We start from the raw sequence: 26,659 nt of genomic DNA, 5'->3' as shown, positions 1-26,659 counted from the left end.
ATGGTGTACTCCAACCAAGGCATGACAGACCTCCTTTTGTGACCTGTCATGCGATACGATTGTGTCACCCATCTCCCCGCACGTTTGTTACCCATCTCCCCAGACTATACACCCCCCCGCAAAGCGGGAGGGAGAATACAAAAACAATCTGCACCAAGCAATAAAAGGAATGCCATGATTACCATACGACGTTCGGCGGATCGGGCTTATTTCGACCACGGCTGGCTAAAGACCTATCACACCTTCTCGTTTGCCGACTACTACGACCCGCGGTGGGTCGCATTCCGTCATTTGCGAGTTATGAATGAGGACTGGTTCGGTCCCGGCGGGGGGTTTGGGATGCACCCGCACCGCGATATGGAGATACTCACCTACATCATCGAGGGAGAACTTGAGCATCGCGACAGTCTCGGGTCGGGCGGCGTGATCCGTCCGGGGGACGTCCAGCGGATGACGGCCGGGCGCGGGATTATTCATAGCGAATTCAATCCGACCGAGGATCAGACCTGCCACCTCCTTCAGATCTGGCTCCTTCCGCAGGCTCGCAGCCTCGATCCCTCCTACGAGCAGATGCACTTCCCCGCTGAAGCGAAGGCGAACCGTCTCTGTCGGATCGCCTCGGCAGACGGACGCGACGGCGCGATGATGATTCAACAGCAGGCTGAAGTCCTGGCGGGGGTTTTCGAGTCGGGGCAGGTAACGGACTATGCTGCTGTTGCAGAGCGCTACTACTGGGTGCAGTTGATCGAGGGCGGACTTAGGGTCAATGGGGAGTCGCTGGAACCGGGCGATGCTGCAGCGATGCATGGCGAAGCGAGGCTCAGGTTAGAAATGCCTAATGATGCGCACTTTCTGCTGTTCGATATGGCGTAGGGGTTGGCATCGTCACTCTACATTCCGCATTCCGCATTCATCATTCTAAACTCTTTTCTCCCTTGCCATAGCCCGGCGATATGATTAGATTAAAGGCTTATGCCGGGCCGACTCCTCGATTTCCGTTCCGATACCGTGACCCGTCCGACACCGCCGATGCGGCGCGCCATGGCCGAAGCCGAGGTGGGCGACGACGTCTTTGGCGATGACCCAACAGTCAACCGCCTTCAGGAGAAGGTAGCCGACCTGTTGGGCAAGGAAGCCGCGCTCTTCGTGCCTTCGGGGACGATGGGGAACCAGGTCTCCATAGCCGCGCATACCGAGCCGGGCGACGAGATTTACTGCGAAGCCGGCTGCCATGCGCTGAATTACGAGGGTGGCGCGCCGGCGCACCTGTCAGGCGTTGTGATGTCGCCGATTACGGGGGTGCGAGGCCGGTTCACCGCAGACGATGTCGAAGCGCGCCTTAGGCCCGGCGATCACCATTTTGCGGTAAGCCGCCTGATCTGGGTCGAGAACACCCACAACCGCTCGGGTGGATCGATCTTTCCGCAGTCTCAAGTCTTATCGCTGCGCGCCCTGGCCGACCGCACCGGGCTAAAGATGCACCTTGACGGCGCCCGGATCTGGAACGCGGCAACAGCAACCGGCATGACCGAGCGCGAACTTGCAATGCCGTTCGATTCGGTTTCGTGCTGTCTATCGAAGGGGCTTGGTTGTCCGGTTGGATCGCTGGTGGTCGGTTCGCGAGACTTCATCGATCGGGCGCACCGATTTCGCAAGCGTTTCGGAGGCGGGATGCGGCAGGCTGGGATCCTCGCAGCGGCAGGACTCTACGCCCTCGACCACCATCGTGAACGTCTCGCCCAGGATCACCTCCGCGCCCGACGGCTGGCTGAGGCGGTCGTTGAACTGAAGTCGTTTGCCATCGATCTGGAGGGTGTCGAGACCAATATCGTCATCTTCGACGCCGCTCTGATGGGACTTAGAGGCGCTGATGTGGCCGGGATGCTGAAAGCGGATGGGCTGCTCGTAACCGCCTTCGGTTCGCGCGTCCGAATGGTAACGCACCACGATGTGAACGACGACGATGTGGCTTCGGCTATAGCGATACTGCGTCGGCTTTTCAAGTAGATATTTCAGTCGGCAACGACATTTAACCCACCCAAATCTTCACAACAATGGCTCATAACGATAATATACAGCACCTCTTCACCGCTATCGACCGGATGGACACACCGGCGTTTCTATCGCACCTGACCGACGACGTCACCTTCACTTTCGGCAACTGGCCGCCGGTGAAAGGGCTGGGTGCAGTCGAAGCCGCCGTCGATCAGTTCTTCAGCTCAATCGCGGGGCTCTCGCATAAACTGGGCAATTCGATCTACACGGCGTCCCATATCGTCATACAAGGGCAGGTTACCTACACCCGCAAGAGTGGTTCGACGCTTACGGTGCCGTTTTGCAACGTCTTCGGTATGGTGGGAGAGAAGATTCGGACCTATGAGATCTTCGCCGATATCAGCGCGCTCTACACCGAATAGCATGGAATCGGCAGGCGGGAGTCGACCTGCCTGAGGTTGGGTGAATCCCACCCGGCGGAGTGAGATAGGCAAAATCGGGCGAAACGAATCCACCTTCATGTAACCTATTTGCCATGAGTGAGCCTTACCGCGGTTTGAAGGAGTATCAAGCCGGCGAAACCTTCACGGGGTTTCTCGTCCTGCGAAAGATCGAACTGCGGTCGAAGCGGGATGGCGGCTGGTTCCTGCACCTTGAGTTAGGCGACCGTTCGGGACGGCTCACCGGAAACCTCTGGGAAGATGCCGAACAACTGCACCGCAGTTTGCGCGAAGGCGACATCGTCAAAGTGCAGGGTAAAATTGGGCTTTTCGAAGGCCGTCGGCAGTTCAACATCCAGCGCATTAGGAAGGCGCGCGAGGACGATCCGGTCGTAGAGGGAAATCTCGTTCCCGCGATTGATGCCGATCCGGCGGTTCTAATGGATAAACTGGAACGAGTAGTCAGGCGTTTAAAGAACCCGCATCTGAAGCAGTTGCTTGAAGGATTTCTGACCGATGAGACTATTCGCCCGGCTTTTATGCGGGCTCCAGCCGGGAAGTTATGGCACCACAACCGGCTCGGCGGGCTTCTCGAGCATACCCTTTCGATGGTCATGCTTTGCCGGCGGCTGGCGATGCACTACCCCGACATCGACCGTGACTTGCTAATCGCCGGTGCGGTTCTTCACGACATTGGAAAGGTCGAGGAGTATTCCTTTGAACGGCACTTCGAGTACTCCGACCGTGGGCGACTGGTAGGACATATCCCGCTCGCGGTGCAATGGGTCGGCGAGCGCGCCGCAGCGATCGAGGGCTTTCCACCGGAGTTGCTCGACCAGGTTCAGCACTTGATCCTATCGCACCAAGGCGGACCGGCGCAAGGGTCGCCTCAGGAGCCGAAGACGCGGGAGGCATTTCTGCTGCACTACGTGGACGAAATCGACTCCAAGATGGATGCCTACCGCCGTCTCATTGCAGACCGCCTTCCCGGTGAACGTTGGAAGTTCGTCGAACTCCTGGGACGGCACCTCGACCTGGGACCGGAAGCAACCGGCGATGCCGGACCCGCGGGTGGGTAGTCACCATACCTGCCCGGGACGTTTGTGAACGACACTTATCAGGACGGGGCTATGTCCGCGCACCATATTGCGGGTCAGAGCGTCCGTTAGTAAAGAACCGAACATGAGGAGAATCCTCTTGCGTCCACTCATCGTTGTCTTGCTGTCGGCGATGCCGGTCATGGCTGCCACCGGCGATACGATTCCAATGGAGGCGCGTCAAGCGCGCCACTTGATCGTCCCCTTCATCGGATATCAGATTCAAGAGGATGAGATGATCGGCGCCGGCTTCGAGTTGAGCCAGTCGAGCCCCCTCTTCCCCGATACGACCTTCCATTGGAGCGGTCACTATTCTGCGACTAACGAGTCCCGGACGCCGGCGCTCGGCCTCTCCTACCGCTACCGAATCCTCGACCCGCTCTTCATTGAAGCGACTTTCGGGGTGATCCAGGATCAGAAGAAGTTCACCTACAAAGCCGTCCTGCCGGTCTATGACTTTGCCGCCCGCTACACCATCGAAGTCGATCGCGGTAACACGACCTTTCTGAGTGCCGGAGGAGCGTATCAGTTGCCGACCGGCTTGGGGTGGCTCGGTGCAGGTATAAAGGCGCATATAGGCTATGCCTGGCGGACGGTGAAGACCAGCAAAGGCGGGACAACCAATCAGGGCGGGACGGTGACGACCGCTAATTTCTATGCCGACGATGCCGAGTCGATGTTGTCGGTTGGCGGGGGGCTTGAGGGAACCCTCTGGCGCGGCGATCTGCTCCTGGTCCGGGCGGGGATTAATTATACTCAGTTTCTTCCTCAAAATGGACCGGGCGACCCCTTCGGCGGCATCGGCTGGCAGGTGGGGTTGTTTCCGATTTGGGGAGGACGCTAACTTCCTGCTTACGCCTGGTTCCCTTGCGTAGCATCGTCATAGCCAACCAGAAGGGCGGGGTTGGGAAGACGACAACCACCGTCAACCTCGCGGCAGCGCTCGCCGTCGCCGAGCGAAAAGTGCTGCTTGTCGATCTCGATCCCCAGGCTAACAGTTCGTCATCACTCGGGGTCCACGTCGGGCGCGACGAGCCGTGCATTTACGATCTTCTGATTGACGACCTGCCGGCAGGTTCGATTATCCGGCCGGCCGGGTTTGAATACCTCTCCCTCCTGCCTTCGCACATCCGGCTGGTCGGCGCGGAGATAGAACTGGTCAATATGGACGACCGCGAGCGCGTCCTTCGCAAAGCGCTCGATCCCGTCCGGGCTGACTACGACTTCATTCTGATCGATGCCCCCCCGTCGCTCGGACTGCTGACCCTGAACGGTTTGACCGCTGCAGATGCCGTCCTCATCCCGGTGCAGTCGGAATATTTTGCCCTCGAAGGTCTGACGCAACTTCTGAACACCATCCACCTGGTCCAGAAGCGCCTTAATCCCGAATTGGAAATGGAAGGGCTCCTGCTGACGATGTTCGACCCGCGCCTCAATCTGGCGCGGCAGGTTCATTCCGAAGTGAAGAAGTTTTTCCCGAAGCACACCTTCGATACGATCGTCCACCGCAGCATCCGGCTGGCGGAAGCGCCCGGCTTTGGCAAGCCAGCAATCCACTTCGCCGCTTCGTCACAAGGAGCCAGAGACTATTTGGCACTCGCCGAGGAACTGATCGCCCGGCACGGACGAGCGGCTTGAGCCTGACACTTAGACCAGGCGTTCTTTCGCGACGGCAGTTGATGGCGCTCTGCGAGGAAGGCGTCATAAAAGGCTCGCTCGATCCCGACAAGGCTGCCGGGCCGAGCGCGTTCGATTTGACCCTGGCTGGAGAAGGGTGGCTCATGCGCGGATCGGTCAAGGGCAACCCTACCGAAGCATACGAGCAGACCTTGAGCGAAAGCGCCTATCGAACCAAGCGCATCGACCTCTCGCGTCCGGTCGTTCTTGAACCTCGTTGCACTTATTTGATCCGGCTCGCCGAATCACTCGACCTTTCGGCGCATCCCGATCTGCATGGTGTCGCATCAGGCAAGAGTTCAGTCGGGCGGCTCGACGTGCTGGTCCGGCTCATTGCCGACTATGCACCCGGCTTCGACCAGATTGTGCCGTCGCGAAGATCAAAACGGCACGGGATCACCCTCTATGCCGAAGTTACTCCGATCAGTTTTCCGATTCAGGTTCAGGCCGGGGTCAGCCTCAATCAATTGCGCCTCTTTATGGGAGAGGATTATATAAGTGAGTTGGGGCCGGGGCTGCTGAAGTATTATGCCAACATACTTCTTCATCCCGACCGCAGCCTTGAACACGAAGACGAACTACAGGAGTTGACGGTCGATATAACGCCCGTCGTGGACGGCGAAGCAGCCGGCCTGATTGGCTTCGAAGGGCTGCGCGACATTCGTCATCCGATACCGCTGCTTCCTGGAACACCAGGCGCCGATCCGCGTAACTACTGGAAACCCGTCGCGGTTCAGGAGAGTGGTGAACGGCTTGAGATTGTGCCCGAACGGTTCTATATCCTCCGCTCCCGGGAGCGCTTTCGTCTGCCGCCCGAAGTCGCGGCGTTTGTGCAGGCGATGTCGGAACGACTCGGTGAGTTACGCATTCACTATGCCGGATTTGTCCATCCCGGCTTTGGCTGGCTTCGACCCGAGGGAACGCCGCTCATCTTCGAGACACGCGGGCATAATATCACGACATTTCTGAGGCATGCTGAGCGAATGGCTGTTATACGTTACTATCAGATGTCCGAGCCGGTCGATGAAGAGACGATCGCCGCCGAGTCGTATCAGCATCAGGAACTGACCCTCTCGCGCTACTTTGCGCCATGGCGGTGAAGTTCTGTTCGTACCAGTGGACTCTTCAAGGCAATAGAAGTCCGTTGACAAAGGTCGGAGCAAGGCTTGCCTTAGCCCGCATCATGCTGACAAAAGTCCGCCTCCAGTCTGGATTCCGGCTTCCGCCGAAGTGATGCCGGGACTTCTTCAATCGACTCTATATGAGTAACCCACGGTCGTCTATTTGTTGAGTCGTTTCCAGTCGTGACTTTCCTGCAGACCATCTTCCTTCCGGCGTTGGCAGGAGCGGCGATCCCGCTCCTGCTTCATTTCCTGAGCCGCCGCCGGCTGCCGCTCATTCCATTCTCCAGTCTGGAATTCCTGCAGCGCCTTCAGAAACGGGCGAGCCGTCGGGTGCAGTTGCGGCAGATTATCCTGCTGGCATTGCGGACGCTGGCGGTGTTGGCGCTGGTGATGGTCTTCGCGCGTCCGGCGGTTGAATCGGTCGGCGCGGTTGGAGCAGCCTCGACGGTCGAAATGGTCATCCTGCTTGACGACGGGCTGACGTCAGCGGCGCAGACTCGGGACGGGGAGTTGCTCGAACTTTCGCGAGTTCGAATCGAAGCGATACTCGACCTGGCAGGTCCGGGCGACCAGGTTACCATTCTTCCGCTCGCGACGCCGCAGAGACGGCTGGCTGCGGGTTACGGGGGGATGCGACTGCTGATGGAAGACCTGGCACAAATGGAACCGCGCTTTGTCCGGCCGGCGCTGGCACCGGCATTGAAGATTGCCGACTCAATCCTGGCAGCGTCATCGCGCTCAAACCGGGAGTTAGTTATAGTGAGCGGATTCTACGAGGTTGGTGCGGAGACCTTGACGACGGTTCGCCCTGCCGGTGTCCGCACGTTGCTGATACCGGTCGGACCGGAGCGCCTCTCCAATCTCAGCATCACCGGATTCAAGCGGCGCAGCACTATCCTTCAAGCCGGCCGGCCGGTCGATATAGAAGTTCAGATTGCGAACTACACCGGGCAGGACGTCGAAGGCGCGGTCCTATCGCTCTACCTGGAAGGCGAACGGGTCGCACAGGGTTCGCTCGAAATGCCCGACAAGGCATCGGTGTCGAAAGTTTTGACCTTCACACCGCCGCGGTCGGGCAACCTTGCAGGCTCCATTCGCATCGAAGAGAACGACGCTCTCGCCGCCGACAATCGCTACTACTTCACGCTTGCCGTGCCGGAGGTCGTCCGGCTGGTTGCGGTCTGCCCCGATACAATTACCAGAGTGATCCTGCGAGCGGCGCTCGCGACTGAGGCGGCCGGATTCGTGCACCTTGATTTCGCAGCGCATGACCGGTGGGAGACAATGTCGCTTGCAAACTGCGACGTGCTCTTACTCGCGGGAGTAAAGGATGTCTCTACCGGTGCGGCCGCCCGGGTGGTGGAGTTTGTCCAGTCCGGCGGCGGACTGGTGATGGCGCCATCGAAGGAGTCGGACCTGACCGGGCTGAGCCGGGGGCTCTGGAAGCAACTCGGCTTTGCCGGTGCCAAGGGAATCGTATCGGGGAGTGGAATCACCTGGGGAAGGGTCGATCTCGAGCATCCAATTTTCAGCGGGATGTTCGAAGCGGGAGGTGCGCCCCGATCACCGTCGCTACGACTCGCGGTTGATATGGCCGTGGGCGAAGGCGATCAGGTGGCTATTCCCCTCTCGTCGGGAAGCCCCTTCTTAATGGAACGGACTCCGGGGCGCGGTCGGGCGCTGTTGTTGACTTCGCCACTCACGCCGGAGGTGGGAGACTGGATCTACTCCGGCATCTTCGCACCGCTGCTCTTTCGGGCGGTAATATACGCCTCGGCGGGGTCTTCGAGCGAAGGCGAAGACTGGCGCACTGGCGAGGTTCGGCGGCCGCTCTTGCAGATGGAGCGACCGACTGAGGCGACGTTGGTCGATCCGGAGGGCGAAAGCCGGGCGCTTCCCATGCGACCGACCGCAACCGGTGTCGAGTTCGACACCGGTCTTATCGAACTGCCGGGGATCTACGATGTGAAGGTATCGAGTGCCACTTTAGGTCGCTTTGCCGCCAACCTGCCATCCGGAAGCCCGGCTTATATGCGTCCAGCGCCAGGCGACATGGCTAAGAGATATGCCGGAGCGCAGATACTGCCGGACGACCCGATGTCGATTCCAACGGCGGTGCGGGAGTCGCGCTTCGGACGAGAACTGTGGCAGACTGCAGCAGCGCTCTTTCTCGGATTTCTGCTGTCGGAGTCGCTGCTGGCTCGCCCGCGTCGATCAGGTCCGGAGCCATGACTGTAGTTCCTCGATCCACAAATCCGAGCCAAATGGGAGAACCTTCCGAAGGCGCTCTGATTGTCGGAGTTCAGCGGCGCGGCATCGCGGCTTGGGAATTGGGCGATCACCTTGATGAATTGGAACTTCTCCTCGATACAGCCGGCGGGCGTCTGTTAGGGCGGGTTGTCCAGGAACGTGTCAAGCCGGATGCGGCAACGTTTATCGGATCGGGCAAGGTCGAGGAACTGGCCGGACTGGCGAAGGCTTGCGAAGCGAACCTGATCATCTTCGACGACGACCTTTCGCCGGCGCAAACACGCAACCTTCAGCAGCGGCTGGGCTGCAAGGTGATCGACCGGGCCGGGCTGATCCTCGACATTTTCGCCCGGCGGGCGCGAACGCGGGAGTCACGGATACAGGTTGAACTGGCGCAACTCAACTATCTCCTCCCCCGTCTGACAAGACGATGGGCGCATCTATCGCGGCAGTATGGCGGCATCGGCACCCGCGGCCCGGTCGGGTCGCGCGGCCCCGGCGAGACGCAACTCGAGACCGACAAACGCGCCATAGGCCGCCGGATCACACAACTTAGAACTGAACTTTCCCGCATCGAGAAGGCTCGCGAAACGCGGCGTTCGCGGCGTCGCGACGCCTTCAAAGTCGCCATCGTCGGCTACACCAACGCCGGCAAGTCAACGTTGCTGAATGCCCTGACCCGGTCGGACGCCTTCGTTGAAGACCGACTCTTTGCGACGCTCGACCCAACAGCACGAGCGATGCGCCTGCCCGACGGGACGTGCGTCGTCCTGATCGATACGGTCGGGTTCATTCGCAAACTGCCGCCGCATCTGGTGGCGTCGTTCAAGTCAACGCTTGAAGAGTCGCGGCAGGCCGACCTCTTTATGCACGTCGTCGATATCTCGCACCCCCACTGGGAAGGCCAGTTGCAGCGGGTCGGGGAGATTCTAACCGAACTCGACCTCGGGCAGAAACCGCAGTTGCTGCTCTTCAACAAGGTTGACAAGGTGGACGATGCGGCGCTGCTGGACGGCCTTAAGCGGCAATATCCGGGGGCGCATTTTATCAGCGCGCTGCGAGGGATTCGGCTCTACGAGGTTCCCGGCTTGATTACCGGATTCGCCAACCGGAGGTGGGTGCGGGGCGAGGAGTCGTTCCGACCCGACGAGGGCGACCGGATGCGTCTATTTGAGGAGCAGGTGCAGGTGGTGGGGCGGTCGTTCCGGGAGGGGTGGATTGTAGTGGAGTATATGCGGGAGGGGGGGTGAGGATATTGCGCGAATTCCGATATTTGCTTATCTTGTGCTTCAGGAGTATCTATGCTGACTGAACTCTCCATTTCCAACTTCAAGGCATGGCGCTCGATCGAGAAGATGAGGCTCTCCCGGATAACCGGTATCTGGGGCACAAACTCATCTGGCAAGTCGAGCATTTTGCAGTTTTTGCTGATGCTGAAGCAGACAACGGAATCAACAGATCGTTCGCAGCCCCTGTTCCTTGGCGATGAGAGGAGCTATGTGAAGCTTGGCCTATTCGAAAACTTGCTATTTCAGCGCGAGAAGCAGCGAGTTTTGGGCTTCAATCTTGCTTGGAAAGATGTCGAGCGCTTGGTAGTAAAGGATCAGAATAGAAAGGAAATGTTTAACTCGAGTGATTTCGGTTTTGATGCTGAACTAATTTCCAATGGCACTGGTAATATAAAGGTGCAGCGAATTGCATATTTGTTCGACGATCACGAGTTTGCTTGCAAGGCAAGGCCACCTTCCGGGCAATTCGAGTTAACCGTCTCGCCGCAGAATAAAATGAGGTTTATTCGATTTGCCGGCAGACCATGGCCATTATCCGCACCGGTTAGATTCTATACTTTTCCGGATCAAACGACTGCATATTATCAAAATGCCAACTTTTTGCCTCTTCTCGAGCTCAAATTTGAAAAGGCACTAAGGAGCTGCTATTATCTTGGTCCCCTGCGCGATTTTCCAAAGGCTGAATATAGATGGTCCGGCGCCTGGCCTGCAGATGTGGGGAGTGAAGGCGAGAGAACTATAGAAGCTATACTTTCGAGCACGGAAGCCGAAGAAACCATAGACCCGGGATTTCGCAAGCGTAAAATTCCATTTCAGGAATATATAGCGGATTGGCTATATAATATGGGCTTAATTGAGAGCTTCAATGTTAAGGTAATATCAGCTGAATCGAGACTATACAAAGTTGCGGTTCGTAAGACCTCTCTATCCGCAGAGGTTCTCATTACTGATGTTGGCTTCGGCGTTTCCCAGGTCCTTCCAGTCCTTGTTCTCTGCTCCTACGTCCCGGAAGGTTCCACTGTCCTTCTCGAACAGCCCGAATTGCACCTGCACCCATCGGCCCAAAGCGCCCTCGCTGATTTTCTGATCGACGTGACGCAAAAGCGTAAGATTCAAGTCATCGTCGAGAGCCACAGCGAACACCTTCTGAACCGGCTGCAGCGGCGGATCGCTGATGAATCCCTTAAGCCGGAAGATGTCGCACTCTACTTCTGCGATATTCACGAAGGCGCTTCAAGGCTTACACCACTTCAAGTCGATGTGTTTGGCAATATCGCGAACTGGCCTAAGGATTTCTTCGGCGATCCTTTCGGCGAAATCGCTGCAACTCAAGAGGCAATTATTGATAGGAAATTACGGGAAAAGGCAATTGCTAGCGATAGTTGATACTAATGTTCCCGTAGTTGCAAATGGTAGAAAAACCAATGCCACGCTTGTCTGCCAAAAGGCGTGCATTCGCGCATTAAAGGCATTCCTGGAAGGCAATAGGATTTTGGTATTGGACTCAGGCGAAGAGGTTTTAAGAGAATACGGTTTAAACCTTAGAATATCTGGAAAGCCCGGTGTGGGAGATATGTTTTTGCGTTGGGCACATAATAATCAAGCCAATAATAACCGCTGTATTAAACTTGAATTGACTCCTTTGAATGACAGCCGGGGATATGAGGAATTTCCCGCTGATCCGGAACTAAGTCAATTTGACCGCAATGATCGTAAGTTTGTCGCTTTGGCAATAGCCTGCAGAGTTAATCCTCCAATACTTCACGCTACTGATAGAGGATGGTGGATTTTCGAGGGTGCTTTGCAAAATAATGGTATTGTAGTTGAGCATATTTGCCCGGAGGAAAAGCCCTCCCGCCTTTGACTTCCTCCCCTCCCATTTCCTTCGCCTTGCCCTGGCGGAAGCGCGGGATGCTTTCGACGAAGGTGAGGTACCGGTCGGTGCCGTCGTGGTGAAAGAGGGCCGGGTGCTGGGACGGGATCATAACCGCACCAAGGCGCTCTCCGATCCAACCGCTCACGCCGAACTGCTGGCGATAACCGCTGCGGCTCAAGCCATCGAGAACGGCCGGCTCGACGGATGCGTCCTTTACTCCACCCTTGAGCCTTGTCCGATGTGCGCCGGAGCAATGGTCCTGGCGCGCATAGAAGCCGTTTACTACGCCGCGCCCGATCACCGCTACGGCGCTTGCGGGACGCTCTTCGATATCCCGCGCGACCCGCGCCTCGCGCACCGCGTCGAGGTCTATCAGTTAGCCGAATACGCTGCTGAAGCGGGGGAGTTAATGGAGCGGTTCTTCCGGGAACGGAGAGAAACCACGTAGTTTAATGATGATGATGATGATGATGCTTCATAGGACGATCCGAGGCTGTTTTGATGGGGAAATGAAAAGCTGCTTGCAAATGGTCGGATCGAAATCCGACCCTGCAGAAATAACAACTCCTAATGGTCGGATCGGAATCCGACCCCACGCGTGATATTAACATTAGCATTAACATTAACATAAATGCACGGGCAGTCGTGTTGCTCTCGGGCGGGCTCGACTCGGCAGTTACGCTCGCCATAGCCAGAAGCGAAGGTTACGCCGCTTACGCGCTCTCCATCGACTATGGCCAGCGGCACCGGATCGAACTGGAAGCCGCCAAAAGGGTCGCAAGTTCGCTCGGTGCAGCCGGGCACCTGATCCTGCCGCTCGACCTGCGGGCATTCGGCGGATCGGCACTGACGGCTGAGATTGCCGTCCCGAAGCATAACGACGGCGAGGTGAGCGAAACCGCCATCCCGATCACCTATGTCCCGGCGCGCAATACGATCTTCCTCGCGCTGGCGCTGGCTTTCGCTGAGACTTTGGGCGCTGAAGCGATCTTCTTTGGCGCCAACGCGGTTGACTACTCCAATTACCCCGACTGCCGGCCGGAGTTCATTCGCGCCTTCGAGCATCTTGCCCGCCTCGGGACCAAGGTCGGCAGCGAAGGCCGCGCCATCGCTGTCGTAGCGCCGCTGATCGACCTGTCGAAAGCCGACATCATCCGCCGCGGCATCGCGCTGGGCGTCGATCTTGGACTGACCTGGAGTTGCTATGACCCGCAGCCGGGCGACCGGCCCTGCGGAGCGTGCGCCAGTTGCCGGATCAGAGCCAGGGGGATGCGGGAAGCGGGGGTGGGAGATGGACGAGAAGTTGCGTAGATTAAAAGGGTGAGCAAGCAAGAGTTAAGGAGAGGAGCAAGCGTGAAGCGGCAGATTGCCATACTATGCATGGTGCTTATGGCTCGGTTCGCTGGGGCGGACCTGAACCTGCGTCAACTATGGTCGGTTGACCTGCAGGAGGGAGTCCAAATCGGCACCATATGGCGTGACCAGGATGACCGTGCCTGCGCGCTGGTCGCGACCAGAAGCCGGGTGCTGGTTGTTAGCGACAGGGAGGTCCTCTGGCGCGGCCCCGAGAACGGAATGACCGTCACCGCAGCGGCGCGAATCCCCTACGAGTCAGGCGCACAAATCGTCTGGAATGCCGTTGAGCCGGTGCCGCGGGGACAGAATACGGGGTGGAGTTACCTCTATCGTTACGATGCTGAGACGTTCGACTCGCTGTCGAGGATGCCGTTGGTGCAGTATGAGAGAAATCAAGAGGGTATGTTTGCCGAGCAGAGAAATTGCAGGTTCCTGACCGCAACCAGATCAATGCTGGAAGACAGTCTGCAGCCGTTATACATCTTCAATACCTATGTCATGGGATTTCGTAGCGAATATGCATATACAAATGGCAATTTCTATGATATCCTCGGCGATTCGCTGTGGCTTCGAGCTGCATGCGGCCAACCGATCGAAATGAAGCGAACTTCGACTACCGACGACGGGAGAGATGGAATCGTCTTGGCGTGGAAATCATCCGAATGGACACCTGAAAATCCGGAGTATGGAGATTACTCGAATGGCATTCGACATTACGGCAGACAGCGCTCAAGGCTACGGACGCTTGCCTTCAGGCCTGATTCAGATAGAGAACATTCTCCTTTGTTTCTCAATCTCTATGGAATGACCGTGGCACCCATTGATGGTCATGAGTGCGCTTTTGTCGTCTATTCCGACACTATTCGACTCTGGATTGCCGAAATATCGCTGCCGGAACTGGAGATCATCCGAAGAGTGCCGTTCGAATATAGCATCCGGCATCTGAATGCACTGGAGTGGTTCTCAGGGGACTCCTCAGGGGTGGCACTGATCGGGCTGGAGCAGGGGAGATTCCTCGCCTTCAACGCCCGCAACTTTCGCTTGGTCGGCGAGGCCTTCGCGCCCGGCAGCCCGGCCGACCTCGAAGTCGCCAATATGGACGGGGAGGACGACCTTGAACTGCTCTACCTCTCAACGACGCAACTCATATGCTACAAGGTCGGGCCGGTTTCTGTGCCGATTGATTCGGACCCCATCCCAAGTGGGACGACTCGCCTCCTTTCGCCGCATCCCAATCCCTTCAATGCCTTCACCTACGTCGGATTCGATCTACCCGCTGCCGCGCCGATTGCACTGCGTCTCTACGACGCGCGAGGGCAACAGGTGCGTCAGGTGCTCGAAGGTCTCCATCCGGCCGGGCGGCATCGCGCGGTTCTGAACGCCGACGGCTTGCCAGCCGGGGAATACTACTTGCGCTTGACGGGAGACAGGAACGCTGGAGCAGTGGGAAAGGTCATAGTCATCAGGTGAGTGAGTTGGCGGGGTAAAGGGTGCGCGGAGGCTTGAGCGATACACCCCTTCAACATCAACAGAGTCCCACCCGTGTTGCTGACCAATCTTGGCCTGAACACCCATGTCCATAGTCCACCCCTTCCCTATAATTCCCTTTCCTGCTTATCTTACATTCTCCCTTTCGGGGCGTGGCGCAGCCCGGTAGCGCACCTGCTTTGGGAGCAGGAAGTCGCTGGTTCGAATCCAGTCGCCCCGACGAGATTGTTGATGCCAATGCTAATGCCGATTCCGGCTTGCAGGCATCATCATCGTTAGCATCATCATTAGCATTGGCTTGGACAATTGGCATCCGCATTAGTATTGGCATTAGCATTAGCATTGCTGCCGCAGCGCTACGAACGGAAGTCGATCTCCTACCTCGATGCGCTATACCTCGCGACGCCGCAAGCGCGGGAGGTTGACCGACGTTATGTCGGAGAGATTCTCCGACAGGTTAAGGGTCAGGTCGAAATCCCCCGCTTCGATTTCAATCCGCTGCCCGAGGCTTTAGTCCACAACTTTGTCGAAACCGCCAACGCCCGCGGCTCGCTCACCGTCGATGACATCGCATCTTTGATGCAGGAGCGGCTCGTCCCGCCTATTATCGCTCTGCTCGAAGGTGCAATGGAGTCCCGTGCGGGGGAACTCGTCTCCGAGGAGAAACGGCAACTCTTCCTCGCCACGAAGGCAAAGGAACTCGGCATCACCCTCGAGGAGATCGAGAAGGTGATGAACTCGGCCTACATCTACCTGCCCGTCCTGACCGGCTGGTCGCTGAAGAAGGAGAAAGATTCCGACCGGTGGACCTGTAAGATGCAGGGGGGGATTGTCTGGTTTCAGATTGTGCAGTCCGACGATCAACCGCGGGTCATCCTGCGCAAGCGCGGTGCGACCGAGTCGATGGGCTTCGGCTCGCAGGACTTTGCGGTCGAGAGTGCGGCACTCAACTTCGGTCGCAATCTCGGACAGATCACGCGCGATATGCCGGAGTTCAAATTGGGCGCGCCGGTGGTCGAGGTCGAGGGCCGGAGCGTCCGGTTCCCCCTCGGACGGCGCGATGGCGTCGGTCTGGACGAGGTCTATTGGGTCGGCGAATGGGTGGTGCGCGGCGAAGCGGAGCCGGACTTTGCGAAGGACGGCTGGACGCGGGTAACTTCGGTCGGCGATAACCGGAATGATCCCGTCGCGCTCTCGACGGGACTTGGCATCCGTCGGGGCGATTGGGCTCCGGGAATGATGGTCGTCGAGCATCCCCGGCTTGGGATCGATGTCGCGGTCAAGACCGGCGCCTATAAGTTCAGGACCTCTGACGGTTATATTCCGGTATTGGGGGACTACCTGCACGTGAAGGAGCCGTTCGACGGGCTCACGTTTGGGCTCGACCTCGACGCGCAGATCAACATCTCGGGGCTGACGGGGGGAGTCGGCTCGTTCCTGATCGTCGGTGGACACTTTCTCTTCCCGCCGGCGGAGTATGAGGGCGGCAGTCTGTTCGCTGACCTGACGACCTCGCCGCCTCTTGTCTGGGGCTTGCAGGCAGGCTATATGAAGCGTTATTATGTAGGTCAGATGGCGCTGGCGTGGGAAGCCAAGGCGGCCGGGCGGTGGTACTCGGTCGAGCAGGAGTTCCGCGCCTTCGGAACGGACTACAAACTGACCGTGGCGAACAATACCATCGGCGTCGAAGGGGCGGTGAATCTTGAATGGGCATCTTCGCCGGATCTGAACTACGGTCTCCGGCTCGGCTACCGGCTCTACCCGGAGTCAGACGTCTGGACGGTGGACCTGAAGCCGGGCGACTGGAGCGGGGTCGCGGATCCGGACTATCCCTTCCCGGTGGTCGATCATTCGGGGGTGATGGTGGGACTTTACCTTCACTGGAGCCCGCCGCAACTGCCGTTCGACCCGGCGGGGTTGATTCAAGGAGCGTTGGGGAAGTGAGGGGACGCTAAGGATGCATAAAGTTCTTGCATCCGTTCACCAAACTTGATAACGATTCCCGACGACCATTCCCGACGGCAGATAGCAATCGACGATTTTCTCCACCCGGAGTTCCTATGACTAAGTCATCAGTATCCAACTTAATCACATTTCTGCTGCCCATTGCATTGGTCTTCCCCGCGGCCGCCTCCAACCTGCCGCGGTCGAAGATGGCGACCCTTGTCGAATCGGTCTCGCCGACCGAAGTCGCCGTCCGCGCCACCGGCATCGGCTACTGGGATAAAGGCCAGGGCAAGAAGAAAGACTTGAACAACTTCCTCCTCGAGGAAGCCCTCTTCGACGCGCGCAAAGCCGCGGTCTGGTTCGTCCTCTTCGGCGGCACCGACCCGCTGCTTGGCAAAGAGACTGAGCGCGGAGCGTTCGTGCGCATCGAAGAGGAGTTCTTCGACGCCGGCAACGTCCAGCGGTTTATTGCCTGGGAAGGGAGCGACCTGATCAGCCGCATCAAGCGCGAAATAAAGAAGAACGCCGAATATGAATTGACCATCGAGAAGGCGTTCAAGATCAACAAGTCGGCGATTCAAGACTGGCTCAACGCGAAGGGCATACTACCTGCTCGCGAGGAGATCGCCGAGGCGCTTGGCAACCCCTTCCTGATGGTCATTCCAGCCGTCAGGAAAGGCGAATCGCCGATCGAAGTGCTCGCCTCCAACCCCAACCTCTCGCACGCTGCCAAGGTGATCGAGGGCTATCTGACCCAGCGCCAATATGACGTGGTCGTCCCTGAACAGCAAGCCGCACTGCAGGAACTCGCCGCTGCGCAGGGGATGATCAAAGGGCTCTCTGAAGACCCCTCTTATGCACTTGCGCTCTCAATCGGCTCGGATGTCTATATCACCTACGAAGTGAGCCTCGAGAACACCGCCCACAACACCCGCAAGGCTTCGGTCAACGTCCGCGCTTACGAGACGACCACCGCGCGGCTGCTCGGCACCGAGACCGGCTATTCACCCTCGGCGAACGTCGGCGACAAGGTGTTGATTGAAAACGCCGTCAACGACGCCATCGACAAAGTGCTGGCCCGCATCACCGCCTACTGGAAGGACGACGTCAAGTCGGGCGTCCAGTATAAGGTCGTCGTCAGCATCGAAGGCGCCTTCTCGACCGACCAGACCGAAGCGATCCAGATGACCTTCCTCGACCTTTGGGACGAGGTCTCGAAGAACAGGCGCTACAAGGAAAACACCGTCTCGGCGGGGACGCTCGACTACCTCGTCTGGTGCGACCCCGAGCGGTATCGCCAGCCGACGCGGCTCTATCAGAAGGTTAGGCAGGCTTTCGAAGCGAGTCTGCCGGGCGGCAAATTGTCGCAAGTGAGCGTCAACCGGAAGTTGCTGCTCCTGAAGATCGAGCGGGGATGATGCTCGATGATGATGTTGGTGCTGATGATGATGTGGGGAAGCGTCGATGATAGTTTGGCGAATCCGAATTGGACCCTGATGACCGTCCTTGAAGGCCACACCGACTGGGTCTATGCCGTCCGGTGGGCGCCGGATGAGGAGCGACTTTACAGTGCCGGAGCAGATCAGCAGGTAATCGTCTGGGAAGCCTCGACCGGGAGTCCGCTCGATACCTTTCATAGCGACAAGGGGTGGATCTACTCGCTCGCGGTCAGCCCGGATGGAAGTCTCGTCGCCGTGGGTTGCGAAAAGAAGTGTATCCTGATTTGGGATGCTGCAACCGGCGAACTGGTACGGACTATCGAGGGTGCGCGGAGCCGGGTCTTTGCCCTTGACTTCAGCCCGGACGGTAGGCTACTTGCAGCCGGAGATGACGACCGGGGCCTAAAGATATGGAAAGTTGCGACCGGCGTCCTGGAGACTTCACTGCCGTTACAGGGTGGTGCGCTCTTTGCGGTCTCGTTCAGCCCGAACGGGACGATGCTTGCCAGCGGCTGCGGTGACCGGCGAGCGAAGGTGTGGGACGTCGCCACGGGCGAGGAGTGGCTGCGGATGATCCTTCACGGCGGCGCGGTGACGGGGGTGGGATGGCTCCCGGATGGGCGCCGACTTGCGTCTTCGGGCAGCGACAACAGCGCCGCGCTCTGGGATGTCGCCGCGGCGCTTGAGAGCGCCCCGCGGACGGAATCCAAACCTACGGCGCGGGTCACCGATACACCGCTCTGGACCACCAGGGCGCCGCGCGGCCCGGTCTTCTGCATCGCGGTCAGCCCTGATGGGAGATGGATCGCCGCGGGGGGCAAGGATAAAAGAACCTACATTTGGGACGCCTCCACCAGGCGGGAAACCGCCGTTTTGGAGGGGCACACCGGAACCGTCCAGACTCTCGCTTTTAGTCCCGATTCGAAGCGCCTCGCCAGCGGCGGGCGGGATGGGACGGTGAGGGTGTGGATAAGGGGAGGGACCGAAAAAAGATCATCGGCAAGCAGATTGCCATGATCAAAGGCGTTAGAATCACCTGAAATAGATACCGCCATTTGCCTTCAGAAACTCGACCTTCAGTATCTCCCTCCCCCCTTGCGCGCGTCCGGGGGCTGAAGACCCACTTCCGCACCGAAGCCGGACTCGCCAAAGCCGTCGATGGCGTCGATTTCGACGTCCACCCGGGCGAAATGCTGGGGATCGTCGGCGAATCAGGCTCTGGTAAATCGGTTACGGCGCTCTCGCTGGTCCGGCTGATTCCCAATCCACCCGGCGAGATCGTAGCCGGGGAAGTGCTCTTTCAGGGCCGCGACCTCCTGAAACTGCCGCTCACCGAGATGTATATGGTGCGAGGCAAGGAGATCGCGATGATCTTCCAGGAGCCGATGACCTCGCTCAACCCGGTCTTCACCATCGGGATGCAAATCGAGGAGATCGTCCGTTACCACGAGCACGTTCCGCGCGAGCAGGTCGTCGGGCACGCCGTCAAGATGCTTGAGCAGGTCGGCATCCCCGATGCCGGCCGGCGAATGAAAGACTATCCCCATCAGTACTCGGGCGGGATGCGCCAGCGGGTGATGATCGCGATGGCGCTCGCCTGCGACCCGGCTTTGCTCATTGCAGACGAACCGACCACCGCGCTCGATGTGACGATTCAAGCACAAATCATCGATCTGATGCTGCAATTGAAGGAGCGGCGTCCCGGCTCGGCCATCATGTTGATCACTCACGACCTCGCCGTGATTGCCGAGACCTGCCAGCGCGTCATCGTGATGTATGGGGGGATGATCCAGGAAGTCGCGCCGGTTGGGCCGCTTTTCGAAGAACCGCTCCATCCCTACACTGTCGGGTTGCTTAAGTCACTGCCTCGTCCCGACCTGCAAAAGCAGCACCGCCTCTATAATATTCCCGGCACCGTCCCGTCGATCATCAACCTGCCGCCCGGCTGTAAGTTCGCCAGCAGATGCGAGCGCGTGATGCCGATCTGCCAACAAGTCGAACCGGAACTGATGACCATCGCACCGGGACGTCAGGTAAGGTGTCATCTTTACGGGAATGAAGCGAGTTCCTCGCCGGCTTCGATCTCACCTTCAGCGGAGGCTGTCCAGTGAGCCGCCCGGTCATCGAAGTGCGCGACCTGCGCGTCCGATTCCCGGTCTATGGCGGTGTCTTCCTTGGAAAGATTGCTGAAGTGAAGGCTGTCGATGGCGTCTCATTCGATTTGATCGAAGGCGAAACGTTGGGATTGGTAGGTGAGTCCGGCTGCGGCAAGACGACCGTTGGGCGCGCACTCATAAACATCCTCCGCTCGGTCAACCCCGACACCATTGTCGAGGGCGATATCTGGCTGAACCTTGAGAATGGCGAGAAGGTCAACTTGACGCGGTTGTCGAAGCGCGCTATGCGGCCGTATCGGAGAGCGATTCAGATGGTCTTTCAAGACCCCTTTGCGTCGCTCAATCCGCGCCTGACGGTGATGAAGATCGTCGAAGAGCCGCTCCTTATTCACACCACGATGGCCAAGGCTGAGCGCATCGAACGGGTCGGCTGGCTGTTGCAAAAGGTGGGACTAAATCCGGAGCAGGCTCAACGTTATCCGCATGAGTTCTCCGGCGGCCAGAGGCAGCGAATCGGACTGGCGCGAGCTCTCGCGACCAACCCACGGGTGATTATTGCCGACGAGCCGGTGTCGGCGCTCGACGTCTCAATTCAGGCTCAGGTGATCAACCTGATGCAGGACTTGCAGGATGAGTTCAAACTGACCTTCCTCTTTGTGGCGCACGATCTTTCGGTGGTGGAGCACGTTTCGAAACGGATAGCAGTGATGTATTTGGGGAATCTGGTTGAGATAGGGCCATCGGATCAGGTGAATCACGACCCGCGGCATCCCTACACGAAAGCGCTCTTGTCGGCAGTGCCGCTGCCCGATCCGAAAGGGGCAGCATCGCGTAAGAGGATCATCCTGACCGGGGACGTCCCGACTCCGCTCCGTAAGCCATCGGGCTGCCCGTTTCGAACCCGGTGTCCGATTGCGCAGCCAGACTGCGCCGAAGCGATGCCGCCACTGAGGGATATTGGAATTGGCCGGCAGGTTGCCTGCCCTTATACATAGGCCGGTAGTTTAGAACTAAGAGAAGGGGCTGCCCCAAAATTGTGGGACAGCCCCTTTGTGCATCCAATCTGCACCCGTCAATTGGACTACTTTAGTAGTCCATCCCGCCCATACCGCCGCCATGCGGCATCGGAGGCATCGCCTCCTTCTTCTCCGGCCTCTCGAAGATTACCGCATCGGTCATCAGCAGGAGCGACGCCACCGAAGCGGCATTCTCCAATGCGCAGCGCGCCACCTTGGTCGGGTCGATCACGCCGGCCTTGTAGAGGTCTTCGAAGACCTCGGTGCGGGCGTTGAAACCGAACGCGTCCTTGCCGTTGCGCACCTTTTCGACCACCACCGACGACTCAACGCCGGTATTGTGGCAGATTTGTCGGATCGGTTCTTCGACCGCGCGACGGATGATCTTGATGCCGAGGGCTTGATCGCCTTCGAGCGACAATGTGTCGAGCGCCGCCTGGGCACGCAGCAGCGCGACGCCGCCGCCGGGGATGATGCCCTCTTCGACAGCTGCGCGAGTAGCGTGTAGTGCGTCTTCGACGCGGGCTTTGGTCTCTTTCATTTCGACCTCGGTCGCCGCACCGATCTTCAGCACCGCGACACCGCCCGACAACTTGGCGAGCCGCTCCTGGAGTTTCTCGCGGTCGTAGTCGGAGGTGGTAGTGTCGATCTGCTTGCGGATCTGGTCGCAGCGGCCCTTGATTTCGGCCTTGGCGCCCATGCCCTCGACGATGGTGGTGTTGTCCTTGTCGATAGTCACGCGCTTGGCTTTGCCGAGGTCGCTGACGACGGCGTTCTCGAGTTTGAAGCCGGCTTCCTCGGAGATCACCCGGCCGCCCGTCAGGACTGCGATGTCCTCGAGCATCGCCTTGCGTCGGTCGCCGAATCCGGGCGCTTTGACGGCGCAAACCTTCAGCGTACCGCGCAGTTTATTGACGACGAGCGTGGCGAGCGCTTCGCCTTCGACGTCTTCCGCGATGATCAGCAGGCTGCGACCCATCTGAGCTACCTTCTCGAGCACCGGCAGGAGGTCTTTCATCAAACTGATCTTCTTGTCGTAGATCAGAATGAGAGGCTCGTCGAGGCCCGCTTCCATATTGTCGGGGTTGGTGATGAAGTAGGGCGATAGGTAACCGCGGTCGAACTGCATTCCTTCGACCAGTTCAACGGTGGTCTCGGTGCCCTTGGCTTCTTCGACGGTGATGACGCCGTCCTTACCGACCTTCTCCATCGCTTCGGCGATCAGTTTGCCGATCCGTTCGTCGTTGTTAGCCGAGATGGCACCGACCTGGGCGATCTCGTCCCAGTTGGCACCGACCGGCTTGGAGATCGACTGGAGCGACGCGACGACTTCCTTGACGGCGACTTCGATGCCGCGCTTCAAGTCCATCGGATTGGCTCCGGCGACAACATTGCGAAGGCCTTCGGCAAAAATCGCCTGGGCCAGAACGGTGGCGGTGGTGGTGCCATCGCCGGCGACGTCGGAGGTCTTCGAGGCGACTTCACGCACCATTTGAGCGCCCATGTTCTCGATCGGGTCTTCGAGTTCGACTTCCTTGGCGACCGTGACGCCGTCTTTGGTCGAAAGCGGAGCGCCGAACTTCTTCTCGATCAGGACGTTACGGCCCTTGGGCCCGAGTGTTGCCTTGACCGCATCGGTCAGTTTATCGACCCCGCGCTTCATCGCCTGACGCGCATCGAGGTCGAAGATGATTTCCTTGGCTGCCATATTGAGTTTCCTTTGTGATAGTGATTGTGATTGGCGTTGAAGTTGAGTTTGAAAGTTGAAAAGTTGCTGGTATTCGGAAAACGAGCCTTTCTTCAAGGCCAACTTACCTAATTCCGGACTTTCTAACTTTCCAACTATCTAACTTTCCAACTTCATCTGACCACGGCGAGGATATCGTTACGCGATACGATGAGGTGCTCGACGCCGTCGATCTTCACCTCGGTGCCGCCATACTTGGCATAGATGACGCGGTCTCCGACCTTGACCAGTTCGGACAACTTCTTGCGCGTCTCCTTCTCGTGAGTGACGTCATCGCCGACGGCGATCACTTCGCCCATTTGGGGCCGCTCCTTGGCGGTGTCGGGGATGATGATCGAGCCGACCTTCCGCTCTTCCTGCTCGAGCGGCTTGATCAGGACTCGTTCATCAATCGGTTGAATGGCCATTTGATGGTCTCCTTGATGTTGTTGAAAATACTTCGGTTGACTGCATAAAACTATTAGCACTATAGGCAGGCGAGTGCTAACAGTCAAGTAATATATATGTCCTCAGTTGGGCTGTCAAGTAGTCTGAACGCTCGAAGGCGCAAGTGAGAGTAAGAAGTCGGGGCTGATCTGTCTGTCGTTCGAATCGGATACTCTTATTTGGAGGCGGGTGAAGAGGACGGGGTTACCCAATGTGAAGGGATATTTTGCGCTGCGTCGTTGGCAAGCACCGACAGCAGGCGAAAGCCCGCCCGATTGAGGCGATATTGATTAGCATCGCACTCTTACCACGCAGAACAATGCCGGCACTTTTCCTCATCCTTCTTCTGGCTGCCTCTTCCTATGCCGCGCCGTCCCGGGTTGGGCGGCTGTCCAATGGAATGGACTACGTCCTGGTGCCGAATCACTCGGTGCCGATGATCGCTGCCAATATAGTGATCAACGCGGGGGCGCGTGACGAGACGTGGCACACCTGGGGTGCCGCGCATTTCCTCGAGCATCTCCTTTTCAACGGCACCATAGAACACTCCCAAGCCGAAATTTACGCCGCATTCGACCGGATCGGCGCCTACCACAACGCTCACACCGGTTCGCACTTTACGAACTTTATGCTCCTCGTAGAGGGATCGAAGTTCGGAGAGGGCTTCCCGATCCTCGCCGAAATGGTCTTCGCTTCGACGCTCCCGCCGCACAAGTTCAACAAGGAGCGCGGTATTGTGATGGAGGAGATCGCCAAAGGCAAAGCCGCGGGCGAAGACCCCGACCGGCTCTTCAGGGAAGCGCTCTTCGGTGGTTCGCCGCTGTCGCGAGAGGTGCTCGGCACCGAAGAGAGCATCGCCCGACTGGAGCGCGATTCAGTGCTCGCCTTTTATCACCGGTGGTATCAGCCTAACAACTGCCTGCTCTTTGTCACCGGGGACTTTGGTCCCGACACCCTAATTGGTTGGCTCGACCGGACCTTGACGGCTTATCCTCCTGCAGAACTCCCTCACCGCCGACAATTGGCAGCGCCGGACTTCGAGGCTCTTGCGGGGCTTGGCGCACTCGAGCGAGCCGGCAGCGACGACCGCCGGCACCTTCAGATAGCCTTCCCTGCACCATCGCCCCGGTCGTCCGACTTCCCGGCGACGCTGGCGCTCTCGGGAATCCTCGATAGTCGGCTAAAGGCAGTGCTTCCGGCAGGTGTCAGGGGCGGCAGCGATATCATCCTCGACCCGGATATAAGCATCTTTCAGATTTCGATTTCATCAAGCCGTGAGACAGAAAGCGAAGAGGCAATTCGCAACATCGTCGATCTTCAGGTCAATAAGATCATTGAGAGAGGCGTTGAACCACAGGAGATCGCCCGTTTTGCCGGGCAGTATCGCTCCGATCTCTACTTCAACAGCGAACGGCTCCATTACTTCGGGATCATGTATGCCCGCTATTGGGCGGCGGCGGGTTGGGATGCGTTTGCATCGTGGGAGGAGAGACTTGGCGCGCTAAAGCCGTCGGACGTTCAGCGCGTTGCGAAGGAATTTCTGGGCGGCAGAGGGCTGGCAATGGCAATCGAACCGGCCGACACTGCAACCACGGAGAGGTTATCCCAAGCGGCCTCGCTGACACGTTCCCAATCGAGCGGCGGGATCACCACCATCGTCCGGAGCGATCCTTCGGCGCGGGTCTTTGCGCTGCATATTCTGTTCAAAGGTCGCAGCGATATTGACGCTCGCTTCGGAGCCGGCGCGGTCGATCTGCTCCATAGGTGCCTCGAGGAGGCTGCCTCGGGCGGGACGGCGCTTGCCAACCGGAAGGACGATCTCGCCATCTCGCTCAAATGCGCGGACGACCCGTCCATCCCTTACGATGACTATTACACCTCGCCGGATTACTCGTTTATCCGGCTGGAGATGCTCCCCGACAAGTGGGATGAAGGGATCAGGTTTGCTGCCGATCTATTGACGACGTCGGTTGCTGAGAAGGCGCTCGCGGCCGCCAAGGACCGCGCCAGAGCCGGCCGGACAGCATCGGGGCGCAGCCCTGCTGCAGCAGGCTCGATGCACTTGCGCAAGTTGCTGTTGGGCGAGGATCATCCTCTATGCCGCAGCGTCTATGGCGATGTCGAGGGATTCGACGTCGCGTTGATTGAAAAGGTGCGATTCGCCTTGATCGCACCAGAGTCGATGATCGCTTCCGCCTCCGGTCCGGCCGACGAGATGAAGATCACCCAGGGATTGCAATCTCGCTTGACGAACTTGAGGCGTTTGCAGCCGCTTCCACCAAAAGGCAACGACGATCTTAAGCCGATGCCCCTCGTGGTGCGATTCGACAGCATTTCCGCCGGTCAACTTCGGGATACCTTGCACTTGGGCCGGGCACAGGGCGCGGTCGTGATGGGGAAGGTCATTCGCGGCATCGATCCTGCCGATCGGGCAGCATTGGTGCTTGCCAATGCCTGGCTCTCCGACCGAATGGGGACGGTCCTTCGCGAACAGCGCGGGCTGGCCTACTCGCTGGGTAGTTCGCTCTCGCTTCACGCGTCGTTAATGGCTTCGGATCGCAGCAGCGTGTCGCTGGGTGCTGTCTGGGAGATCACCCTTGCGACCCGGCCCGAGAACCTCGATAGGGCGGAAGCGGGCATTCGGGAACTGCTCGATGAATTTGATGTTCATGCTTTCAAGGACGAAGAAGTCGAACGCCTCGTTGCAGCGATCTCTGGACGGGCGCTGATGCGCGATATGTCCCGGATCGGCCAAGCTTGGTCGATGGCGACGGGGGACTACTATTGGGGCGATCCCGAAGCGCGGACGCACCTAATAGAGGCATTGAAGAAGGTAGATTCGGAAGGCGTCGGCGCAGTTGTCCGGCGGTATTTGACCGGCGACGGATTGACTACAGTTATGGTGAAGTGATTCAGCGCCATTTTGAGGACTTACATCAGTCCATTTGGCTGACTCAAAGTGTGATGAGTTAAGCTGCCACTTCTGCCTACGTCGTTAACCTGGCATCAAGTTGATAACGTTGGCGAAAGAGGATGTCGTTCCCATGAAGGCGGGAACCCAATCTTCTCTTCAGTCTGGATCCCCGCCTTCGCGGGGACGACGAAACTGCATTACTCCGCTCTCACCCCAGACAGATACTACCCATGTGCCTGACATGAGGTAAGGGCTCTCCCTCTCCTCCCTTGCAAAGTGCCCGGTGAAGCGCTATATTATAAGGTATGTCTGCTCCCGGGTCCCGACCGGCGCCACGCTTCGTCACGAGTGTCCGACTCCTCGCACTGCCCCGCCTAAAGGTCGGTCCCGCCGTCGAACCGATCGAGTTCCTCCCGAGTGTTTTTCTTGAATTAGCCGGCGGCTGCATACGGCGAATCGGG

The 26,659-nt window shown here is 58.5% G+C and carries 22 protein-coding genes and 1 tRNA gene; 21 read left to right on the top strand and 2 right to left on the bottom strand.

What is annotated here, in order from left to right; genetic code table 11:
* Positions 1-174 precede the first annotated feature (174 nt).
* The 20 genes from FJY67_04970 to FJY67_04875 all read left to right on the top strand — a co-directional run bounded on the left by FJY67_04970 (position 175) and on the right by FJY67_04875 (position 21,090).
* Positions 175-873: a pirin family protein gene (locus FJY67_04970; GenBank protein ID MBM3328815.1), complete on the top strand. Its 699-nt coding sequence runs from the start codon at positions 175-177 to the stop codon at positions 871-873.
* Positions 874-972: 99 nt separating this feature from the next.
* The gene (locus tag FJY67_04965) at positions 973-2,007 is read left to right on the top strand and encodes a low specificity L-threonine aldolase (GenBank protein MBM3328814.1); all 1,035 of its coding nucleotides are present in this window, start codon (positions 973-975) and stop codon (positions 2,005-2,007) included.
* A 47-nt stretch (positions 2,008-2,054) separates the two neighbouring features.
* Positions 2,055-2,417, top strand: a complete 363-nt coding sequence (locus FJY67_04960) for a nuclear transport factor 2 family protein (GenBank protein ID MBM3328813.1) — start codon at positions 2,055-2,057, stop codon at positions 2,415-2,417.
* 113 nt (positions 2,418-2,530) lie between these two features.
* A complete protein-coding gene (locus tag FJY67_04955; GenBank protein ID MBM3328812.1) occupies positions 2,531-3,514 on the top strand; it encodes an HD domain-containing protein in 984 nt (327 codons plus the stop codon).
* A 118-nt stretch (positions 3,515-3,632) separates the two neighbouring features.
* On the top strand, positions 3,633-4,376 hold the full coding sequence (locus tag FJY67_04950; GenBank protein ID MBM3328811.1) for a hypothetical protein: 744 nt from the start codon (positions 3,633-3,635) through the stop codon (positions 4,374-4,376).
* A gap of 23 nt (positions 4,377-4,399) precedes the next feature.
* The gene (locus FJY67_04945; protein MBM3328810.1) at positions 4,400-5,170 is read left to right on the top strand and encodes a ParA family protein; all 771 of its coding nucleotides are present in this window, start codon (positions 4,400-4,402) and stop codon (positions 5,168-5,170) included.
* Positions 5,167-6,309, top strand: coding sequence for a hypothetical protein (locus tag FJY67_04940; protein ID MBM3328809.1), 1,143 nt, complete (start codon positions 5,167-5,169; stop codon positions 6,307-6,309). The genes FJY67_04945 and FJY67_04940 overlap by 4 nt, the downstream gene beginning before the upstream one ends.
* A 204-nt stretch (positions 6,310-6,513) precedes the next feature.
* Entirely contained in the window at positions 6,514-8,565 is a 2,052-nt protein-coding gene (locus FJY67_04935; protein ID MBM3328808.1) for a hypothetical protein, read from the top strand.
* Positions 8,562-9,833, top strand: coding sequence for a GTPase HflX (hflX, locus tag FJY67_04930; GenBank protein MBM3328807.1), 1,272 nt, complete (start codon positions 8,562-8,564; stop codon positions 9,831-9,833). Before FJY67_04935 ends, hflX begins: the two co-directional genes overlap by 4 nt.
* 51 nt (positions 9,834-9,884) lie before the next feature.
* Positions 9,885-11,258: a DUF3696 domain-containing protein gene (locus FJY67_04925; protein MBM3328806.1), complete on the top strand. Its 1,374-nt coding sequence runs from the start codon at positions 9,885-9,887 to the stop codon at positions 11,256-11,258.
* Positions 11,242-11,736, top strand: a complete 495-nt coding sequence (locus FJY67_04920) for a hypothetical protein (protein ID MBM3328805.1) — start codon at positions 11,242-11,244, stop codon at positions 11,734-11,736. The genes FJY67_04925 and FJY67_04920 overlap by 17 nt, the downstream gene beginning before the upstream one ends.
* On the top strand, positions 11,702-12,196 hold the full coding sequence (locus FJY67_04915) for a nucleoside deaminase (protein MBM3328804.1): 495 nt from the start codon (positions 11,702-11,704) through the stop codon (positions 12,194-12,196). Before FJY67_04920 ends, FJY67_04915 begins: the two co-directional genes overlap by 35 nt.
* A 122-nt stretch (positions 12,197-12,318) precedes the next feature.
* Positions 12,319-13,059: a 7-cyano-7-deazaguanine synthase QueC gene (gene queC / locus FJY67_04910; protein ID MBM3328803.1), complete on the top strand. Its 741-nt coding sequence runs from the start codon at positions 12,319-12,321 to the stop codon at positions 13,057-13,059.
* A gap of 42 nt (positions 13,060-13,101) precedes the next feature.
* Positions 13,102-14,574 (top strand): hypothetical protein, encoded by a 1,473-nt coding sequence (locus FJY67_04905; protein ID MBM3328802.1) that lies wholly within the window; start codon positions 13,102-13,104, stop codon positions 14,572-14,574.
* 164 nt (positions 14,575-14,738) lie between these two features.
* A tRNA-Pro gene (locus FJY67_04900) sits at positions 14,739-14,815 on the top strand.
* Positions 14,816-14,916: 101 nt separating this feature from the next.
* Positions 14,917-16,536: a hypothetical protein gene (locus FJY67_04895; GenBank protein MBM3328801.1), complete on the top strand. Its 1,620-nt coding sequence runs from the start codon at positions 14,917-14,919 to the stop codon at positions 16,534-16,536.
* A 116-nt stretch (positions 16,537-16,652) separates the two neighbouring features.
* Positions 16,653-17,957 (top strand): hypothetical protein, encoded by a 1,305-nt coding sequence (locus FJY67_04890; protein MBM3328800.1) that lies wholly within the window; start codon positions 16,653-16,655, stop codon positions 17,955-17,957.
* Positions 17,958-17,963: 6 nt separating this feature from the next.
* The gene (locus FJY67_04885; GenBank protein MBM3328799.1) at positions 17,964-18,995 is read left to right on the top strand and encodes a WD40 repeat domain-containing protein; all 1,032 of its coding nucleotides are present in this window, start codon (positions 17,964-17,966) and stop codon (positions 18,993-18,995) included.
* Positions 18,996-19,033: 38 nt separating this feature from the next.
* A complete protein-coding gene (locus tag FJY67_04880; protein ID MBM3328798.1) occupies positions 19,034-20,089 on the top strand; it encodes an ABC transporter ATP-binding protein in 1,056 nt (351 codons plus the stop codon).
* Positions 20,086-21,090, top strand: coding sequence for an ATP-binding cassette domain-containing protein (locus tag FJY67_04875; GenBank protein ID MBM3328797.1), 1,005 nt, complete (start codon positions 20,086-20,088; stop codon positions 21,088-21,090). The genes FJY67_04880 and FJY67_04875 overlap by 4 nt, the downstream gene beginning before the upstream one ends.
* 91 nt (positions 21,091-21,181) lie before the next feature.
* Here the strand turns inward: FJY67_04875 and groL are convergent, their stop codons facing one another.
* Complete coding sequence (gene groL, locus FJY67_04870) at positions 21,182-22,819, bottom strand: chaperonin GroEL (GenBank protein MBM3328796.1); 1,638 nt, start codon at positions 22,817-22,819, stop codon at positions 21,182-21,184.
* Between the two features lie 152 nt (positions 22,820-22,971).
* Entirely contained in the window at positions 22,972-23,265 is a 294-nt protein-coding gene (locus FJY67_04865; GenBank protein MBM3328795.1) for a co-chaperone GroES, read from the bottom strand.
* A gap of 338 nt (positions 23,266-23,603) precedes the next feature.
* Here FJY67_04865 and FJY67_04860 point away from each other — a divergent pair, with 338 nt between their 5' ends.
* Positions 23,604-26,195: an insulinase family protein gene (locus FJY67_04860; GenBank protein ID MBM3328794.1), complete on the top strand. Its 2,592-nt coding sequence runs from the start codon at positions 23,604-23,606 to the stop codon at positions 26,193-26,195.
* Positions 26,196-26,659 lie beyond the last annotated feature (464 nt).

It is taken from the genome of Calditrichota bacterium, from assembly GCA_016867835.1.
Taxonomy (GTDB): domain Bacteria; phylum Electryoneota; class AABM5-125-24; order Hatepunaeales; family Hatepunaeaceae; genus VGIQ01.
This window is presented reverse-complemented; position numbering and strand designations above follow the sequence as displayed.

Coding starts and splice junctions, on each gene's coding strand:
- FJY67_04970 (MBM3328815.1), top strand. CDS start 175: ATGATTACCATACGACGTTCGGCGGATCGGGCTTATTTCGACCACGGC.
- FJY67_04965 (MBM3328814.1), top strand. CDS start 973: ATGCCGGGCCGACTCCTCGATTTCCGTTCCGATACCGTGACCCGTCCG.
- FJY67_04960 (MBM3328813.1), top strand. CDS start 2,055: ATGGCTCATAACGATAATATACAGCACCTCTTCACCGCTATCGACCGG.
- FJY67_04955 (MBM3328812.1), top strand. CDS start 2,531: ATGAGTGAGCCTTACCGCGGTTTGAAGGAGTATCAAGCCGGCGAAACC.
- hflX (MBM3328807.1), top strand. CDS start 8,562: ATGACTGTAGTTCCTCGATCCACAAATCCGAGCCAAATGGGAGAACCT.
- FJY67_04925 (MBM3328806.1), top strand. CDS start 9,885: ATGCTGACTGAACTCTCCATTTCCAACTTCAAGGCATGGCGCTCGATC.
- queC (MBM3328803.1), top strand. CDS start 12,319: ATGGTCGGATCGGAATCCGACCCCACGCGTGATATTAACATTAGCATT.
- FJY67_04890 (MBM3328800.1), top strand. CDS start 16,653: ATGACTAAGTCATCAGTATCCAACTTAATCACATTTCTGCTGCCCATT.
- FJY67_04885 (MBM3328799.1), top strand. CDS start 17,964: ATGATGATGTTGGTGCTGATGATGATGTGGGGAAGCGTCGATGATAGT.
- groL (MBM3328796.1), bottom strand. CDS start 22,819: ATGGCAGCCAAGGAAATCATCTTCGACCTCGATGCGCGTCAGGCGATG.
- FJY67_04865 (MBM3328795.1), bottom strand. CDS start 23,265: ATGGCCATTCAACCGATTGATGAACGAGTCCTGATCAAGCCGCTCGAG.
- FJY67_04860 (MBM3328794.1), top strand. CDS start 23,604: ATGCCGGCACTTTTCCTCATCCTTCTTCTGGCTGCCTCTTCCTATGCC.